Annotated in this window: 14 protein-coding genes; 7 read left to right on the top strand and 7 right to left on the bottom strand. The window is 60.0% G+C overall.

Features of this window, described 5'->3' with window-relative positions; all coding sequences use genetic code 11:
* Positions 1 to 7: 7 nt before the first annotated feature.
* Positions 8 to 790: an ABC transporter ATP-binding protein gene (locus AAE029_RS01620; protein ID WP_371071036.1), complete on the bottom strand. Its 783-nt coding sequence runs from the start codon at positions 788 to 790 to the stop codon at positions 8 to 10.
* A gap of 27 nt (positions 791 to 817) precedes the next feature.
* On the bottom strand, positions 818 to 1,822 hold the full coding sequence (locus AAE029_RS01615) for an ABC transporter substrate-binding protein (RefSeq protein ID WP_371071035.1): 1,005 nt from the start codon (positions 1,820 to 1,822) through the stop codon (positions 818 to 820).
* Positions 1,823 to 2,045: 223 nt separating this feature from the next.
* Between AAE029_RS01615 and AAE029_RS01610 the strand changes: the two genes are divergently transcribed.
* The 5 genes from AAE029_RS01610 (at position 2,046) to AAE029_RS01590 (ending at position 9,314) form a co-directional block, all read left to right on the top strand.
* Positions 2,046 to 2,792, top strand: a complete 747-nt coding sequence (locus AAE029_RS01610) for an isochorismatase family protein (protein WP_371071034.1) — start codon at positions 2,046 to 2,048, stop codon at positions 2,790 to 2,792.
* 96 nt (positions 2,793 to 2,888) lie between these two features.
* The gene (locus tag AAE029_RS01605; RefSeq protein ID WP_371071033.1) at positions 2,889 to 3,713 is read left to right on the top strand and encodes an alpha/beta fold hydrolase; all 825 of its coding nucleotides are present in this window, start codon (positions 2,889 to 2,891) and stop codon (positions 3,711 to 3,713) included.
* Positions 3,714 to 3,916: 203 nt separating this feature from the next.
* Complete coding sequence (locus tag AAE029_RS01600) at positions 3,917 to 5,770, top strand: ABC transporter ATP-binding protein (RefSeq protein ID WP_371071032.1); 1,854 nt, start codon at positions 3,917 to 3,919, stop codon at positions 5,768 to 5,770.
* 22 nt (positions 5,771 to 5,792) lie between these two features.
* On the top strand, positions 5,793 to 7,688 hold the full coding sequence (locus AAE029_RS01595) for an ABC transporter ATP-binding protein (protein ID WP_371071031.1): 1,896 nt from the start codon (positions 5,793 to 5,795) through the stop codon (positions 7,686 to 7,688).
* 75 nt (positions 7,689 to 7,763) lie between these two features.
* On the top strand, positions 7,764 to 9,314 hold the full coding sequence (locus AAE029_RS01590) for a trimethylamine methyltransferase family protein (RefSeq protein WP_371071030.1): 1,551 nt from the start codon (positions 7,764 to 7,766) through the stop codon (positions 9,312 to 9,314).
* A 98-nt stretch (positions 9,315 to 9,412) separates the two neighbouring features.
* Here the strand turns inward: AAE029_RS01590 and AAE029_RS01585 are convergent, their stop codons facing one another.
* The 5 genes from AAE029_RS01585 to AAE029_RS01565 all read right to left on the bottom strand — a co-directional run bounded on the left by AAE029_RS01585 (position 9,413) and on the right by AAE029_RS01565 (position 15,645).
* On the bottom strand, positions 9,413 to 11,416 hold the full coding sequence (locus AAE029_RS01585) for an aldo/keto reductase (RefSeq protein WP_371071029.1): 2,004 nt from the start codon (positions 11,414 to 11,416) through the stop codon (positions 9,413 to 9,415).
* Between the two features lie 42 nt (positions 11,417 to 11,458).
* Positions 11,459 to 12,544 (bottom strand): ABC transporter ATP-binding protein, encoded by a 1,086-nt coding sequence (locus AAE029_RS01580; RefSeq protein ID WP_371071028.1) that lies wholly within the window; start codon positions 12,542 to 12,544, stop codon positions 11,459 to 11,461.
* Positions 12,545 to 12,558: 14 nt separating this feature from the next.
* A complete protein-coding gene (locus AAE029_RS01575) occupies positions 12,559 to 13,395 on the bottom strand; it encodes a carbohydrate ABC transporter permease (protein ID WP_371071027.1) in 837 nt (278 codons plus the stop codon).
* Positions 13,392 to 14,252, bottom strand: coding sequence for a carbohydrate ABC transporter permease (locus AAE029_RS01570; protein ID WP_371071026.1), 861 nt, complete (start codon positions 14,250 to 14,252; stop codon positions 13,392 to 13,394). The genes AAE029_RS01575 and AAE029_RS01570 overlap by 4 nt, the downstream gene beginning before the upstream one ends.
* Before the next feature lie 118 nt (positions 14,253 to 14,370).
* Complete coding sequence (locus tag AAE029_RS01565) at positions 14,371 to 15,645, bottom strand: ABC transporter substrate-binding protein (protein ID WP_371071025.1); 1,275 nt, start codon at positions 15,643 to 15,645, stop codon at positions 14,371 to 14,373.
* 86 nt (positions 15,646 to 15,731) lie between these two features.
* On the opposite strand from AAE029_RS01565, the gene AAE029_RS01560 reads away from it, so the two are divergent.
* A complete protein-coding gene (locus tag AAE029_RS01560; RefSeq protein WP_371071024.1) occupies positions 15,732 to 16,643 on the top strand; it encodes a helix-turn-helix domain-containing protein in 912 nt (303 codons plus the stop codon).
* 164 nt (positions 16,644 to 16,807) lie between these two features.
* Positions 16,808 to 18,070, top strand: coding sequence for a glycerate kinase (locus AAE029_RS01555; protein ID WP_371071023.1), 1,263 nt, complete (start codon positions 16,808 to 16,810; stop codon positions 18,068 to 18,070).
* Positions 18,071 to 18,135: the final 65 nt, after the last annotated feature.

The raw sequence follows: 18,135 nt of genomic DNA, 5'->3' as shown, positions 1-18,135 counted from the left end.
ACCCTCCTCAGGCTGCCTTCTTGCCACTGCCGTTATCGTGCAGCGCTTCCCAGATCATGGTCCGCTTTTTCGAATATTCCGCGGACGTGCGGATGGCGCGCATGTCTTCGCGCGACCGGCCGAGCTCGATCGGAATGATCTGGCTGACCCTGCCGGACTGCAAGACCACGACACGATCCGCCAGCATGACGGCTTCATCGAGATCATGGGTAACGATGATGATGGTCTTGCCCGTCTTCGCGTGGATAGCGAGCAACTCACCATGAAGTGTTTCGCGCGTCTGGGAATCGAGAGCGCCGAACGGCTCGTCCATCAGGAGCACTTCGGGATCGATCGCAAGAGCGCGGGCGATGCCGGCACGCTGCTTCATACCACCCGAAAGCTGATGCGGACGCATGTTGCGAGCGCGACCGAGGCCGACGAGCTCAAGATAGTGGCCAGCGGTCCGGCTCAGTTCCGGCTCCTTCATGCCCTTCATCTCAAGCCCGTAGCCGATATTGCTCAGCGTGCTGCGCCAGGGCAGCAGTTCGGCATGCTGAAACACCATTCCGCGATCGTGCCCGCAGCCCGAAATCGGGCGGCCGGCAACTTTGACCTGGCCGGAGGTCGCATTCTCCAGGCCCATGATGATGCGCAGCGCCGTCGTCTTTCCGCATCCGCTCGGTCCAATGAGGGCGATCACCTCGCCCTTTTCGACATCGAATGAAACGCCGTCCAATGCCTTGGCGAATTCGGTGCCGCCGCGCGTGCGGAAAGTCTTAGTGATATTCTGCACCTCCAGGTGGGCCATGCAGGTTCCTCCTTACTGAACGTCAGCTTACTTCTTCACCACCGCCACGGCTTCGGTGCGGATACTGTCGTCAACGAAGTTTTTGACATCCGCCTTGCTCTTGAGAGCACCGAGGCGAACCATCTGATCATCGGTCCACTGAAGGTTTTCCATCGGAATTGCGAGATCGGTAGCGATGGCTTTGTACTTGATGGCCTCATCATAGATGAATTCGGCCGTCTTGTCGTCTGCCGGAAGGTTCGCGACCTTGCGGGCAAGAGCGACCATGGCATCCTTGTTGTTGACGGCGTAAGTCAGGCCTTCCATTTCAGCGGCAAGGAACTTGACCATGTCGTCATGGCGGTCGGCGATCTTCTCACCGGTCGTCATAATGCAAACCTTGACAAACTTCGGCGTCACTTCGGCGCCTGCGAGCAGCGGCTTGACCTTGAGCGTCTCGGCGTTGACGGCAAATTCGCTCGAGCTTGCGGCCGCGGCAACGACACCGGAGCTGATGGCGCGAACGCGGTCGGCGCTACCACCGGCATTGGCGAAGGTCACATCTGCACCCTTGACGCCTTCGGCTTCAAGCGCGAGACGCGCGAAGAGGTCCGGCAGAGAGCCCGGCGCGGAAACACCGATGGACTTGCCCTTGAGATCAGTGGCCGAGGCAATATCCGGGGAAGAAAAGACCGTATAGGTCATGCCCGGCCAGTTGCAACCGATGATCTTGATGTCGGCATTCTGATGCATGGCAGCAAAGGCGATAACGGGGCTCGCTTCGAAGCTGTCGAGTTCGCCTGCGATCAGGGCCTTGAGGGCGGTCGGACCGCCGGTGAATTCGACCATGTCGACGTTGAGACTATGCTTCTCAGCAAAGCCACCTTCGGCAGCCTGAAAGAGGAAGCCGGAGTCACCCTTGGCTTCCACAATACCATGCTTCCATGCTTCCTGGGCGTTGGCGCCGGAAGCAAAAGCGACGGCTGCGAACACCCCCCCAATCATCGCGATCCGTCCGGAACGCACTGCTGCCTTAGAAAATTTCACCATCATACTCCTCCCGTAGGCCTACCGGCGCCTGTCACTTAAGGGGCTTAAATCACCATGACAATGATCACGAACAGTTGTCATTCTGTCATAGTGTATGTTTGCCATACAAACACAAATGTGCGACAAGTCAAGTGGGAGCCGCGATTTGTTTGCCCCCTCGCCACCTACAAAGCAGGGGGATGCGCAGCCAGACTGCGGCGAACTCGCAAACCTGAACGGAGAAAAAATGACTGAGCGGATATGGGATAAGTTCCTGACGGAAAGGGACAAGGAGGTATTCAAGCTTGCCGGATACGGGGTGCGCCAGGGGTTCGGGAAACGACCGGCGCTGCTTGTGATCGACGTCAATTATGCTTTTTGCGGCGATCGCCGCGAGCCGCTGCTCGAATCGGTCAAGCGCTGGCGCCAGTCCGGCGGAGAGGCTGCCTGGGATGCACTGCCGATCATCCGCAAGCTGATCGATGTGGCCCATGACCGGGAGCTCCCCGTCATCTATACGACCGGTATACGCCGCGCCGATAACTGGGATGCCGGCAGCTGGGCATGGAAGAATGCGCGAAGCGGCGAAAAGCCGGGCGGTACGAACCATGACGGCAACGAAATCATGCCGCAGATCGCCCCGAGCGCCCAGGACCTCGTCATCTACAAGCAGAAGCCAAGCGCCTTCCACGGCACCAACCTCGTCAGCTATCTAACGCTTCTCGGCTGCGACAGCCTGATCGTCGTGGGAACGGCGACGAGCGGCTGCGTGCGCGCGAGCGTCGTCGATGCGTTCAGCCACAATTATCGCGTTACCATGGTCGAAGATGCCTGCTTCGAACGTTCGGAAGCCAGCCACGCCATGGCACTGTGCGATCTCAATGCGAAATATGCTGATGTGATCGAGAGCGAGGAGGTACTCGCCTTCATGAGCACACTCGAGCGCGGCATGTTCAATCTTCCGAAGGGTCCGGCCGTCAGGGCCGCAGAGTAAATCGAATCGATCCCGCGACCGTCCGCCCGGTGGCGGGATTATCCTCGCGGTGCGATCACCGCGCCTTCCGAAAACGGAAAACGAAAGGACATTCTCGTGACTGTCTCCCCCAAAGCCGCCACAGACTTTGCCACCACGCGTGACGGTATCCGCATTTCCTATCGTCTTGTCCCAGGTGACGGAAAGAGCCGCTTCGTCCTCATTCATTCTCTTGCCATGGACAAGAGCTTCTGGGATTCGACCCTCACGGCACTTGCCGGATCGGGCGACATGCTCGTTATCGACTGCCGGGGGCACGGCGCCTCCGACAAGCCGGCCGGTCCCTATACCGTCGAACAGTTCGCTGACGATATCGCCGATGTCATGAAACACGTGGGCTGGTCTTCGGCTGTCGTCGCCGGCGCCTCGATGGGCGGCTGTGTCACGCTGGCTTTCGGCGCCCGTCATCCCAAGCTCGTCGACGGGCTCGGCCTGTTCGATACCACAGCCTGGTACGGCGAGAACGCCCCGGCGGCCTGGGCGGAGCGCAGCAGCAAGGCGTTGGCGGAAGGCCTTGGCGCCCTGGTCGGCTTCCAGAAGACCCGCTGGTTCAGCGACGCCTTCCGCGAGGCCAATCCAAATGTCGTCGAGGCGGCCGTAAAGGTCTTCCTAGCAAATGATCTTTCCGCCTACGCCGCGACCTGTACGATGCTCGGGGCTGCGGACCTGCGCCAGGCGCTGCCGAAGTTCGACTTCCCCTGCGTGATCCGCGTCGGCTCGGAGGATTACGCCACACCTCCGGAGATGGCGAAATACCTCGCCGAGAATATCCCCGGCGCGAAGATGGAAATCATGGAAAGCGTCCGACATTTCTCGCCGCTCGAAGTTCCGGCGACGATTGCCGCGGCGCTGAAGGAAATCGCCGCCGCGCGCGGAGCATGATCGCTTAAAAGCTTACCGATCGCTAAATCCCAGCCTCCGGTCGTCCCATTACCAGAGAGTGACATCCGGAGGCTGTATTATTTCCGGATTCCGGGAAAAAGCGCTTGAACCCGAAACAGGAATCGGCGAAATTTAGTGCGCTAATCAAATCCCCTTCGAACTGCCCGGGAGAGCGTTCGAGCAATCATCGTCTGGAAAATAAAGTGAGCAGCGATGCGTTAAGACGCGCGACGAAGCAATCCGCTTCGCTGGCGCATGTTAGTGCGGCGGGCTGGGGGCGAGGCCTCTACACTCTGGTGCGCATCACCATCATGGCCTTCCGCCATCCATGGCAGGCAGGTTTTGCGATAGGCGCAACGCTGGTCGCCTCGACATTCCAACTGATGATCCCGCGGCTTCTTGGCCAGGCCGTCGACCATACGCAGGTGGCAGTGACCGGTGGTGCGGCAGGAAAGGCGGCGGAAGACGCGCTGCTGATGACGGCGCTCCTGCTTCTCGGCGCAAGCATATTGCGCGGCATCTTCACTATGATCCAGAACTATTACAGCGAAGCGGTCGGCCACCGCATGGGCTATCAGCTGCGCCTTGCCTGTTATGAGAAGATCCAACGCCTGAGCTTCAGCTTCCATGACAGTGTTCATTCAGGAGACCTGATCACTGTCGGCCTTCTCGATCTCGAAGGCGTGCGTATGTATTTTTCGACCGGGTTGGTGCGCATGATCCTGTTGACCGTGCTGATCGGCATCGGCGCCTATATGCTGCTCACAACCGACTTGGTGCTCGGTCTGCTGGCATTGAGTTTCGTGCCCTTCGTCGCATGGCGCTCGTCGGTGACCCAGCTTCGCCTGCGCGCGACCTGGCTCGATCTGCAGGAGCGACTGTCGGTCCTGACCCGCATCATGGAAGAGAACCTCGGCGGCATTCGCGTGGTACGCGCTTTCGCCGCACAGGAGCATGAGCTGGCGAAATTCGAGACGGCCTCCCAGAGTGCGCTCGAACTTGCCCATCGGCGGGTGGGCATTCGAGTCACAAACACCAGCGCCATGACCTTCTCGTTCTTTGCGGCCATGGGCCTCGTGCTCTGGATTGGCGGCGGCAAGGTGATGGCGGGAGAGATCACCGTCGGCACGCTCGCGTCCTTCCTGACCTTCATGACTATTCTGCAGATGCCGGTGCGCCAGCTCGGATTGATGGTCAATTCCTTTGCCCGTGCGTCGACTTGCGGTTCACGTCTCTTCGGCCTGCTCGATCTCGACATTGCGATCAAGGATGCGCCCGATGCGCGCGAACTGAAGGTAACCGAGGGTACCGTTCGGTTCGAAAATGTCAGCTTCGCCTATCCCGGCTCCGAAAACCGGGAGGTTCTGCATGGCGTCAGCTTCGAAGGGAAACGCGGCGAGACCATCGGCATCGTCGGCCCTCCCGGCAGCGGCAAGTCCACCATTGCCCATCTGATCCCGCGCTTCTACGACGTCAGCGCCGGCAGGATCACGATCGACGGTCAGGATATCCGCAAGGCGACGCTGCAATCACTGCGCCGCGCCGTCGCTGTGGTACAGCAGGATTCCTTCCTCTTCACCACGACGATCGAAAACAATATCGCCTATGGCGACCCCTGGGCGAAGGAACAGCGTATCGAGCGCGCCAGCGAAAGCGCGCAGCTTCACAATTACGTGCTCGGTCTGCCGACAGGCTACGGTACCGTCGTCGGCGAACGTGGCGTGTCGCTTTCCGGCGGCCAGCGGCAACGCCTTTCGATCGCGCGTGCGCTGATGCTGAAGCCGGCGGTCATGGTCTTCGACGACTCGACCGCAGCAATCGACGCGGCGACCGAGCAGCGCATCCGAAGCGCCATGCGCCGCTACGCCGCCGACCGCGTCACGATCATCGTCGCACACCGGCTGAGTTCGCTGATGCATGCCGACCAGATCCTGTTCGTCGAGAACGGGCAAATCGTCGAGCGGGGAACGCATGAATCCCTGCTTGCTGCCGGCGGACGCTACAAGGCGCTTTATGATCTGCAGGTGCGGCCGGGCGACGACGCGATGAGCGCTTGAGCGGCGTCCAAAGGAGAAGATAATGGCGGAGGAACAGGAAACCGAACGTTCCGACGTGCGCGAAGACGGCAGACGGCCGCCGCGCGCGGTGGTCGGCTCGCACCGCATCGAAGAGGAGATGTTCGGCAAGGCCTTCGACGGCAATGTCATCAAGCGAATCTGGGCCTTCGTCCGGCCCTATCGCACTGAGATCCTGCTTTCCGTCGCCGCGGTGCTGACATTCACGGCGATGCAGCTCCTGATTCCGCTCATCATCCGCTACGCGATCGACCATGGCATGGCGCAGGGCGTCGTGGACAGATCGGCGCTCACCTATTCCATTATCGCCTTTGCGATCGCAATCCTCATCAACTATGCCGCCAGCTATGCGCAGGAAACGCTTGTCGGCGGCGTCGCAGAAGAGGTGCTGTTTAATATCCGTAAGGCGATGTTTACGCATCTGCAGCGTGTCTCACTCTCCTTCATGGACAAGACCGAAGTCGGCCGGCTGATGTCGCGCCTCCAGGGCGACGTCAATTCCATGCAGGAGTTCCTGGAAACATCGGTGCTTTCCGTCGGCGACATCATGCTGCTCTTCGGCATCGTCTTCGTGATGCTCTATCTGGATTTCTGGCTCGGCCTTTTGACCCTGTCCGCGCTGCCGGTGCTCTTCATTGTCCGTATCTTCTGGCTGCCGCGCGCACGGGCCTCCTTCATGGCTGCCCATGAAACCAACTCGGTCGCAAACGGCGCGCTCGCCGAAGCGATCCACGGCGTTCGCGCCGTCCAGAGCATGGACCGGCAGGGCGTCAACTTCACGCTTTATGACGACAAGGCGCATGCGAACCTGCTCACCCACCTGACCGCCGCGAAATATGCACAGGTCATGGTGCCGATCGTTGATAGTCTGACGGGTATCGCAATGGCGCTCGTCATCGTCGTCGGCGGATCACGGGTGCTGAACCAGACGCTTGACGTCGGTGTCATGGTTGCTTTTCTCTTCTATATCCAGCGTTTCTTCGACCCGATCCGTTCGCTCACCCTGCAATATTCGGTGATGCAGCGCGCCATGGCGTCAGGACACCGGCTGACGGAAGTCCTCGACGTGCCGGTGGACATCCGAGATGCCCCGAACGCCGTTGCACTTTCGCCTGATATGGACGGCTCCGTCGAATTCCGCAATGTGGTTTTCGGCTACAATCCGAAACATCCGGTCCTGAAGAACGTGAGCTTCAAGGTCAATCCCGGAGAAACGGTCGCACTCGTCGGTCCGACGGGTTCCGGCAAATCGAGCTGCATGTCGCTGATCCATCGTTTCTACGATGTGCAGGAAGGCCAGGTCCTGGTCGGCGGCCATGACGTGCGCGAGCTCACGCAGGATTCGCTTGGTCAGCAGATCGCGATGGTGCTGCAGGAGCCGTTCCTCTTCACCGGTACGGTCTTCGAGAACATCCGCTACCACAAGAGCGAAGCGACACGCGAACAGGTGATCGAGGCGGCCAAGGCCGTGGGTGCTCACGACTTCATCATGCGACTTGCTGATGGCTACGACACCATGCTCGGCGAACGTGGCGGCGGCCTCTCGCTCGGCCAACGCCAGCTTTTGAGCTTCGCCCGTGCGCTTGTTGCCGACGCGAAGATCCTCGTGCTCGACGAAGCGACCGCGAACATCGACAGCTATACGGAAATGCTGATCCAGAAGGCGCTGGTGAAGCTCCTGGAAAACCGCACCGGCCTCGTCATCGCCCACCGCCTGGCAACGATCCGCGAGGCGGATCGCATCATTGTGCTGCAGAACGGCCAGCTCATCGAAAGCGGCAATCATCAGCAGCTTATGGCGAACGGCAAACTCTATTCGAAGCTCTATAATCTCAACTATGCCTCCTTCGACGACATCCCGGATGAGGAACTAAGTAACGAACCAGAGGCACAGACATAACTATAACGCGACACAGAGTTTGACATTGCGACACGAAGTGCGACATTTTCGCTCGGCGTAAGCTTCGAGGCGACAATGACTGAGGCGATTTCGGAAGAAAGGTCTGGCAGACGCGGGCGAAGTGCGCGGGCTGCGCGACGCGATGGCGCGGCGAAGCCGCACGGTGTTCCTTACATTGTCCGCAACATTCCAACCTACGACATCATGTCGGAAGAGAACCTGGAAAGGATCGAGCGCACGGCAGACCGCATCTTGGCCGAGATCGGCATCGAATTCCGCGACGATCCGGCTGCGGTCGACCACTGGAAGCGGGCCGGAGCCAAGGTGGACGGAGTCCGTGTCCGCTTCGAGCCTGGAATGCTTCGCGAGATTGTCTCCTCGGCGCCGAGCGAGTTCACCCAGCACGCCCGCAATCCCGCGAACAGCGTTCGGATCGGGAGCGACAAGGTGGTCTTCTCGCCCGCCTACGGCTCGCCCTTCGTCATGGACCTCGACAAAGGCCGCCGGTACGGCACCATTGAGGACTTTCGCAACTTCATCAAGCTCGCCCAGGCGAGTCCGTGGCTCCACCATTCCGGCGGCACGATCTGCGAACCGGTCGACGTGCCAGTGAACAAGCGCCACCTCGACATGGTGTACAGCCACATCAAATATTCCGATCGGGCGTTCATGGGCTCGGTGACGGCTGAGGAGCGCGCCGAAGACTCGATCGAGATGGCGCGCATCCTTTTCGGCGCCGATTTCGTCGACATGAACTGCGTCATCCTGGGCAACGTCAATGTCAACTCTCCGCTCGTCTGGGACGGCACCATGACGAAGTCGTTGCGCGCCTACGCCCGTGCCAATCAGGCCGCCGTCATCGTACCTTTCATCCTTGGCGGTGCCATGGGACCGGTGACCAACGCGGGGGCCATCGCCCAGTCCTACGCCGAGACGCTCGCAGGCTGCGCCCTGACCCAACTGGAACGGAAGGGCGCGCCGGTGATCTTCGGCAACTTCCTCTCTTCCATGTCGCTGCGGTCGGGATCGCCGACCTTCGGAACCCCCGAACCGGCCATCGGCTCCATGGTTGTCGGCCAGCTCGCAAGGCGACTGAAGCTGCCCCTGCGGTGTGCCGGCAACTTTTCCAATTCCAAGCTGCCGGACGGTCAGGCCATGCAGGAAGGGTTGATGTCTATGCTGTCGGCCATCCATTGCGGGGCAAACTTCATCCTCCACTCGGCCGGTTTCCTGGATGGGTTGCTCGCAATGTCCTACGAGAAATTCGTTATGGATACGGATCTGTGTGGGGCACTTCGCTCCTATCTTGCCGGAGTCACGGTGGATGACAATACCCTGGCGTTCGATGCCTTCGAGGAGGTTGGCCCCGGCAGCCACTTCCTCGGCTCGGCGCATACGATGCGGAACTATCAGACCGCCTTCTGGGATTCGACGCTTTCGAACAACGAACCCTTCGAGAAATGGAGCGAGGAAGGAGGGTCGACGGACATTGCGACCCGCGCCAATCGCCAATGGAAAAGAACTCTTGAAGAGTACGAAGCACCGCCGCTCGACGTGGCCGTCGACGAGGCCCTATGCGACTTCATGGACAGACGCAAGGAATCCATGGCCGACGGCTGGTACTGAACAGAAATGCCGAAAAAATAAAGTGCTTATCCCTCTTTATGCCGCGGTGCGGTAGCGCCACAATATTGTCGCAGCGCTTTCCGCCTGTCCGAATTCAGTTAGCCCTCCAGCCATTTCACTTGCTCAGGCGTCAGCCCGATATCGAGTGCTGAAAGGCTATCCTCCAGCTCGCCGACAGTGCGCGGCCCGATCAGCGGAATGACCGGGAACGGCTGGGCAATCACATAGGCGAGCGCGATGTGGATCGGACTGCGGCCAAGCTCTTTCGCGAGCTCGATCGCTCGGTCACGGCGTCCGAAATTGCGGTCCGAATACCAGCAGCGGACGATTTCCTCATCGTCGGTCTTGTCGCGTCCCGCGCGATCGGTGAAGAAGCCGCGGCCCTGGCTCGACCATGCGAAGTTCGGGATCTGCTTCTCGTTCAACCACGTCTTCCATTCGTCGTCCGAGGCAGCAACGCAGCCCGCCCAGATCGGCTCGAGCATTTCGGCAAGCGAAAAGTTGTTGGAAAGCGCGGCGGGCGCACGTTTGCCGTTCTTTGCCGCGTAGGCGATCGCCTCGTTCATGCGGTCGCGGGTCCAGTTCGATCCGCCGAAGATGCCGCGGATGCGGCCCCGTTCAACTTCGGCATCCATCGCATCGACGAATTCGCCGACGGGCACGTCCGTGTTGTCGCGATGCATGAAGTAGATATCGACATAGTCCGTCTTCAGCCGGTCGAGCGACTGGTCGAGCTGCTTGGCGATCATATCCGGGTAGCAGAGGGGTGAATGGGCTCCTTTGCCGATCAGCACGATCTCGTCACGCGGAACGTTGCGGCTCGTGTGCCAATCGCCGAAAATGCTCTCTGTCTTGCCGTTTCCATAGACATAGGCAGTATCGAAGATGTTGCCGCCTGCCTCGTAGAAGGCGTCGAGCGTGAGTGAAGCGGCCGCGAAATTCGGGAAGAATTCAAAACCGAGGCTCACGACGGAGGCCGGCTTTGGAATGCCCGGTATCTCGCGTAGCGGGACGCTGCTCCCCCGCCGGACCGTTCCGCCCGCGATATTTGTCGTGCGCTTTGCAGCCGTTTCCACCCTATATTCGAGCCCGACCGAAGCGCGCCACTTGTCAAGGACGCGAAGATTGCCGATGGAATCGGCCCAGGTCATTCCTGGCGAGGCAAACTCCATCTTCCCTGCCCGGATGGCATCTCCGGCCGCATCGACCTCAAAGGAATAGAGCCAGCAGTCCTCCTTCACGTCGAGCGTTTGCTGCTCGGTTCCCCTGATGATGTCGATCTTGCCGACACCCCCTTTGTGACCAGAGGCGAACCAGAAATCCTTGACCTCGATGCGGCCCTCAGACCCGATGATGCGCAGCGTATTGTCCTGCTGGGCCATGATCGAGCACGATACTTCCGCGATGATCGAGTTGGGGAACTTCAGAACTGCCGACGCCCATTCATCAACACCGGACAGGCCGAGATGCGCGACGCCCGACACCTTTTCCGGCTCCAGAAAGGGTTTATCTTCCGCAGCCCCCGCGATCAGCCGAGCCATCGAGACCGGATAACCGCCCACGTCGAGAATGCCTCCGCCCGCGGTCTCATTGGCAAAGAGCCGATGCTCGGGCTTGAAGCTGCCCATGTTGAAACCGAAACTGGAACGAATGATGCGTACCGTACCGATCGCGCCGCCTTTCACGAGTTCGACGATTTTTGCCGTCTGCGGGTGCAGGCGGTACATGAAGGCTTCGCCGGCAAAGACCCCTGCCTTCCTGGCTTCGTAGTAAATGGCATCCGCATCGAAAGCTGAAAGCGCGATCGGCTTTTCCACCAGTACATGCTTGCCGGCGCGGATCGCCTTGATCGCCCATTCGGCATGGCCGGTATGGGGCGTTGCGATATAGACCGCGTCAATTTCTGGATCGGTCAGCAGCGCATCATAACCCTTGACGATACGAGCGCCGGGAAAGCTTTCGCCGAGGCCGGGCTTCTCCGGATTGCGAGTGGCGATTGCCACCAGCTTGCCCGTCCGCGAATGCGCGATGCCATCCGCAAAAGTACGAGCGATGGTGCCGGGGCCAATGATGCCCCAGCGGATCGGTTGCTCTGAATTCATAACCATTCCTCTTTCAAATCTTGGTGTTACGTGTGGATGTCGTCACCGCAGGCGATTGCCCGCGCTGTCGAACAGGAATGCGCGTTTTGCGGAGAGCGCGACCGTCAGATGGTCGCGATTGGCCGTGGAGCGGGATTCCGGGCGCTCGATAATGAGCTGCTCGCCGCCCGCAACGGTCGCGTAGATGTAGCTGGTATTTCCGAGATGCTCCGCGACGTCGACGGTGACATGGAGGTCAGTGTCGCCCATGCCGGCATCGGCAAAGTGTTCCGGGCGGATCCCGAGCACCACCGGCGCGCCTTCCTCCACAGGTCCTGCGAGCGGCAGCCTCAATCTCACGTTAGGGTCACTCACCAGCGAGACCGTTACGCCGGAAGCCTCCTTGCTTGTCACGTTCGCCCTCAGGAAATTCATCCTGGGCGAACCGACGAAGCCGGCGACGAACTGGTTTGCGGGATCATCATAGAGGTCGAGCGGCGCGCCGATCTGCTCGATGTTGCCAGCCCTGAGAACGACGATCTTGTCGGCAAGCGTCATTGCTTCCGTCTGATCGTGCGTCACATAGATCATGGTGGTTCCGAGCTGCTTGTGCAGCCTGGAGATTTCCACCCGCATCTGCACCCTGAGTTCGGCATCGAGATTCGAGAGCGGTTCGTCGAAAAGGAAGACCTGCGGTTCTCGAACGATGGCGCGGCCGATCGCGACGCGCTGGCGCTGACCGCCGGAGAGCTGTCTCGGGCGGCGCTGCATCAAGTCCTTGATCTGAAGGATCTCGGCCGCGTGGCGCACGCGCTTTTCGGTGTCCTCTTTGGGATTGCCGTTCATGCGCAGGCCGAAGGACAGGTTTTCCGCCACCGTCATATGCGGATAGAGCGCATAGGACTGGAACACCATGGCGATGCCGCGGTCGGCGGGCTCGATATCGTTGACGATTTTTCCGCCGATATTGATTTCGCCGCCCGAAATGTCTTCAAGGCCGGCGATCATGCGCAGCAGCGTGGATTTGCCGCAGCCGGACGGACCGACGAAGACGACGAATTCGCCGTCGTTTACCTGGAGATTTGCACCGTGAATGACTTCGAACGCCCCATAGCGTTTGACGACGTTCTTCAATGAAAGTTCGGCCATTCGGTTTTCCCTGGTTACTTGATTGCGCCGGCCGCGATGCCGGCGATGAAATGACGCTGCAGCAGCACGAAGACGACGAGGATCGGTGCGGTCAGAAGCACCGCGCCGGCCATGATGCCGCCCCAGGAAACCTTGGTGAGGCCGATCAGCGTTCCGAGCGCCACCGGCGCCGTCATCATCCCGGGCTTGGAGTTGATGAGCAGCGGCCAGAGATAGTTGTTCCAGGATGTCAGGAAGAGAATGATCGACAACGCCGCCATCGTTGGCCGTGCAAGCGGCAGGGCTATGCGCAGAAATATCTGCCATTCCTTGACGCCTTCGACACGGGCGGCGTCGAAGAGCTCGTTCGGCATCATTGAGAAGGACTGGCGCATGAAGAGCACGCCCAGCGAATTGAAGAGCGGCGGCACGATAAGCGCCACCCAGGTATTGGCCAGCTTGAATTCGCGCGCCACCATGATGAATTGCGGAATCACGACAACGGCAAAGGGTAAGGTGATGGTGCCGAGAATGATTGCCACGACGACCGAGCGCCCGGCAAATCGATAGCGGGCAAGCGCCCAGCCTGCCATCGATGTCAGCATCACCGACAGGACCGTATAGATCACCGCCACCGTGATCGAGATGAACATCGCGCGCAGAAAACCGGTGTCGGCCTCGAGGTTCCTGAAGTTCTCTATGAAATTCGTCGACGGCCACAATACGATCTCGGGGCTGAAGATCCCCTGATCCGGCATGGTCGAGAAGACGAACATCATCCAGAGCGGAAAGAGCCAGATGACGGCGAGCGGCGTCAGGACTGCGTGAAGCGCAATCTTGCGCATCAGGAGGGATTGCGACTTGGACCTCATTTGGCCTCCCTCCCAACCCAGAGATTGAAAAGCGAGATCGCAATCGCCAGGGCGGCTATGGTGTAGGCAATCGCCGAAGCGTAGCCGAAATTCAGCGATGTGAATCCCTGCCGGTAGAGAAGCAGACCAAGCGTTTCGGTGCCGCCGCCGGGGCCGCCGCGATTGGTGATGAGGAAGGGTTCGGTGAACAGCTGCATCGTACCTATCACCGACAGCACGACGCAGAAGAGGATGATCGGCTTCAGGAGCGGCAAGGTGATGTGGAAAAACTGCTGCACCTTGCTGACGCGGTCGAGCGTCGCGGCCTCATAGACGTCCTCGGGGATGGACTGCAGTCCGGCCAATATGATGATGGCATTGTAGCCTGCCCAGCGCCAAGTGACGGCGATGATGAGGAGCGCCATCGCCGCGTTCGCGTTATCGAACCAGGAAACGGGTGGCATACCGACCGAACCGATCAGCTTGTTGATGATGCCGAAATCGATGCTGAACATCAGGCGGAAGACGGCGGCATAGGCGACTTCGCCGACGACGACAGGCGCGAAGAAGGCGAAGCGAAACAAGGGCCGCACCTTCAAAAGCGGCGAATTCAGCAACACGGCCATGATGGTGGCGAGCGCGATCATCACCGGCACCTGAACGACCAGGATGATGAGCGTATTGTAGAGCGCGTTGTAGAAAGCCGGATCGCCGAAGAGGCGCCCCCAATTGGCCGAGAGACTGAACTTCCAGGGATTTACGCGCGTGTTCTGAAACGAGATCAGGAACGAGTTGATGATCGGCCAGACCCAGAAGGTGGCGAAGACCAGCAGATAGGGAGCAAGGAACGCATAGGCGCTCCGGGTCCTGGACGACATCAATATCCTCCTCGCTAGAGCGGGATGCCGAAAAGTGTGCGGCTTTCGGGCGACATCCCGCTGTCACTTTTTAATTTAGAGGCGGTGAAGCCGGGCGAGAAATCGCCCGGCCGATCACTCATTCTGCGATCGGAAGGCCCGTCGCCGAAGCGATCTGGCTGGCTGCATCGTCAAGTGCCGCCTTCGCATCCGGATAACCGCCGGCGAAATACTTCGTCTGCGCTGCCTTGTAGATCGCGTCCGCATCGCTCTGGAACGCGGTTCCGCGGCTCGGCACGATCTTCGGCAGGGTCGAAAGAATATCGGCCCAGACCTTCTGTCCGCCCCAATAGGGCTGGGGCTCGTTGACGAATGGGTCCTCAACGGCTGACAATAGCGAGGGGACGAGGCCGAAGGACTTCAGCATCGTGACCTGCCCTTCGTTGGTGGCCAGTGCATAGTTCAGATAGGCCCATGCGGCTTCCTTGTTTTCGGAATTGGCGTTGATCGCCAGCGACGAACCGCCAAGATTTGCCGCATGCGGCCCGTCGGCCGTAAGGCTCGGCATCATGTAGACGCCCCATTTGCCGGAAAGATCGGGCGAGCCGGTACGTATGGTTCCCTCGTACCAGCCGCCATACATCTGGCTTGCGACTTTGCCCGCAGTATTGGCCTGGATCTTTTGATCCCAGATGGCAGCCGTGAGCGTACCGGCATCCTTCATCTGCTTGACCTTCTCCAAGGTCGCAACGCAGGCGGGCTGGTTGATCGTGATCGTCTGGCCATCCGTGGAGAAGTAGCCACATCCCTGCTCGTTGGAGATCATCCGGAACCATTCGCTGTCGCCGTTGAAATCGGCCTGCGCCATGACGACACCGGGATTGGCTTGCGAAATCTTCTTGCCGGCGGCAATGAAGTCGTCCCAATTCTTGATCGTAGCCGGATCGACGCCCGCCTTTTCATAGAAGTCCCGGCGATAGAAAACGGCGACGGGACCGGAATCCCACGGCATCGCATAGGCGACATCACCGACCTCCAGTTCGGTGCGTTTGAAGTCAGGAAACTTCGCCTGGATTTCCGGCGTGTAGCCGAGCTCCTTGAGATTGGCGAAGCAATCCGGGAAGCGGTTCCAAAAGACTTCCGCCTCGAAATTCTCGATCGTCACGATGTCCGGCAGGCCGTCGCCACCGGCCGCGCAGCCCGCAAGCGTCTTGTCGAAGACCTGATTGTTGCCGAGATCCTCTACCGTCACCTTGATATCGGGATATTGCTTGTTGAAACCCTCAAGTGTGGACTTTAGCGCCGATGCCGCGACGTTCCAGCTCCAGATGGTAAGATTGCCCGATTGCGCAAATGCGGAGCCGGACGCCAGCAGAGCGACCGCAGCGGTCGCACCGATAAGTTTGAAGCGCATTGAAAATCCTCCCTTTTCAATTGCCGTCCCTTAGCGAACATGGGTAAGTTATCCGCAAGGGAGCTGCTGTCTCCTAAAAAGGGAACATGGATTTGGCGGAAAGTAAGGTTGCCAGCAGAGCCATCTACCAACCGGGTGCGAGCAGCATCGAGGGCCTGCCGACGGCGCTCGAGATGTTTCATAACCATCCTCCCGTGATGGTCATGCCCCACTGGCACGCACAGGTGGAGGTGAATTATATCATGAGGGGCACCGTTCATTACCGCATGAACGGTCACGAGATCACGCTCAAGGCCGGTGACATGTGTCTTTTCTGGGGTGGCCAGCCTCATCAGATGGACGAATCCTCGGAGGATTCGCTTTACGCGGGAGCGCATCTGCCGCTTGTCTATTTCTTCCGACTTCGTCTGCCTGATGAAATCTCAAATCGGCTGATGAAGGGCTCCACACTTTTGACATCCGGCACCGATGCCGCAGACGAGGAAAACTTCGCCCGCTGGTTCCGCTATGTCCGCTCCGGCGATCCGGTAAGGGCGCAGCATGCCGTGGACGAGTTGCTGCTGCGCATCGAGCGTATTGCATTCGAACCCTATACGATGGCGGGGGGTGGAGTCGGCGGGCTCGAGGTCGAGCAGCCTCACGGGCAATCATCGCGCAGCCTAGCCCGGATGTGTGACTTCATAGCTGCCCATTACATGGAGGACATCGGCTCCGTCGATATCGCCCGTGCAGCGGATCTGCATCCGAAATATGCAATGAGTGTTTTCAAGAAATCGACGGGGATGACGCTGAGCAAATATGTCAACCTGCTGCGTCTGTCCCGCGCCCAGGCGCTGCTGATGAGGGAAGGCGCGAATGTCCTTCAGGTGGCGATGGACAGCGGCTTCGGATCCATCAGTGCTTTTAACAAATGCTTCCGCCACATCGCCGGCATGTCACCCTCCGACTTCCGGAGGGATATCCGCCTCGCAACATCCGGGCACGAGTCGGTTGGCTAATGCATGTCGCGCAAAAGTGTGCAGCGGTCTTGCGCCAACGACATGCGTGAAAACAGTAGCTAAAGCTAAAACGCCATGTCGCGATGTTGCGCTTGTCATTCATTGACGCTACGCCTAGGCAGTTGTCAGCACATCATTTCTTCCGCAAGAGAGCCAGGCTGCTTATGACGATATCCGATCCCCGTGCCTTCCTCGCCTCCTTGTTTCAAGCGGCCGTTCGCGCCGCTGATCCCCTGACAGGCATCAAGGCGCATCTGCCGCAAAAGCCGCAAGGCAGAACGGTCGTGATCGGTGCCGGCAAGGGCGCGGCACAAATGGCGCAGGCTCTCGAGACCGTCTGGGAAGGACCGTTGAGCGGCTGCGTCGTGACCCGCTACGGTTATGGCTGCAAAACCCGCGCGATCGAAATCATCGAGGCGGCGCATCCTGTTCCAGACGCAGCAGGACTGGTCGCCTCGCAGCGTCTCATAGAGACGGTCTCCGATCTTAGCGCGGACGATCTCGTCGTCGCGCTCATCTGCGGCGGTGGATCGGCGCTGTTGCCGGCGCCGCCGAAGGGCATGACGCTCGAAGACGAAATCGCGGTCAACGAGGCGCTTCTTGCTTCCGGCGCTCCGATTTCGGCCATGAATGTCGTTCGCAAGCATCTCTCCACCATCAAGGGGGGACGGCTCGCAGCCGCGACGAAGGCGCGCGTCGTGAGCCTGATCGTTTCCGACATTCCGGGCGACAATCCTGCCCATGTCGCCTCCGGTCCGACGATCCCGGACCGCTCGACCCGCCATCAGGCGCTCGAAATCGTGGCGCAGTACGGGCTGAAGCTGCCGGAGGCCGCAATTGCCCATCTCAATTCGCCCGCTGCCGACGCTCCGCGGCCGGACGATCCCGTCTTTGGCCGGCACGAACACCATATAATCGCTTCGGCGGGCGTTTCGCTGGAGGCAGCCGCGGCGGTCGCTCGTTCGAACGGGATCACCCCTGCTATTTTATCCGATTCGATCGAGGGCGAATCGCGCGATGTCGCCCTGGTGCATGCCGCGCTGGCCCGCGAGATCCTCGAACGCAACCGCCCTTTCCAGAAGCCGGCCGTGCTGCTCTCCGGCGGCGAGACCACCGTGACATTGCGCGCCAAGGGCGGTCGCGGCGGACGCAATGGCGAATTCGCGCTCGCCTTCGCGCTTGCGAGCGACGGCCGCGCCCTGCATCTGCTCGCCGCCGATACGGACGGGATCGATGGCTCGGAAGACAATGCCGGTGCCTATGCCGACGGCAGCACCGTCAGGCGCCTTCGCGCCGCCGACCTCGATCCGCGCCGGCTTCTCGACAACAATGACAGCTATAGCGGTTTTGCCGCCATCGGTGATCTCTTCGAGACCGGACCGACGGGCACGAATGTCAACGACTTTCGCGCGATCCTGATCGAATAGCCGGACGTTCAAATTCTGCAGGCTGGTGTGGTCTGCACATTTTCAACGCGGCGCAGGACTGATAT

Origin of the sequence: Sinorhizobium sp. CB7 (assembly GCF_041357635.1) — a bacterium.
Lineage (GTDB): Bacteria > Pseudomonadota > Alphaproteobacteria > Rhizobiales > Rhizobiaceae > Rhizobium.
Note: the sequence above shows the minus strand (reverse complement) of the source record. Positions and strands in the feature narration are given on the sequence as shown.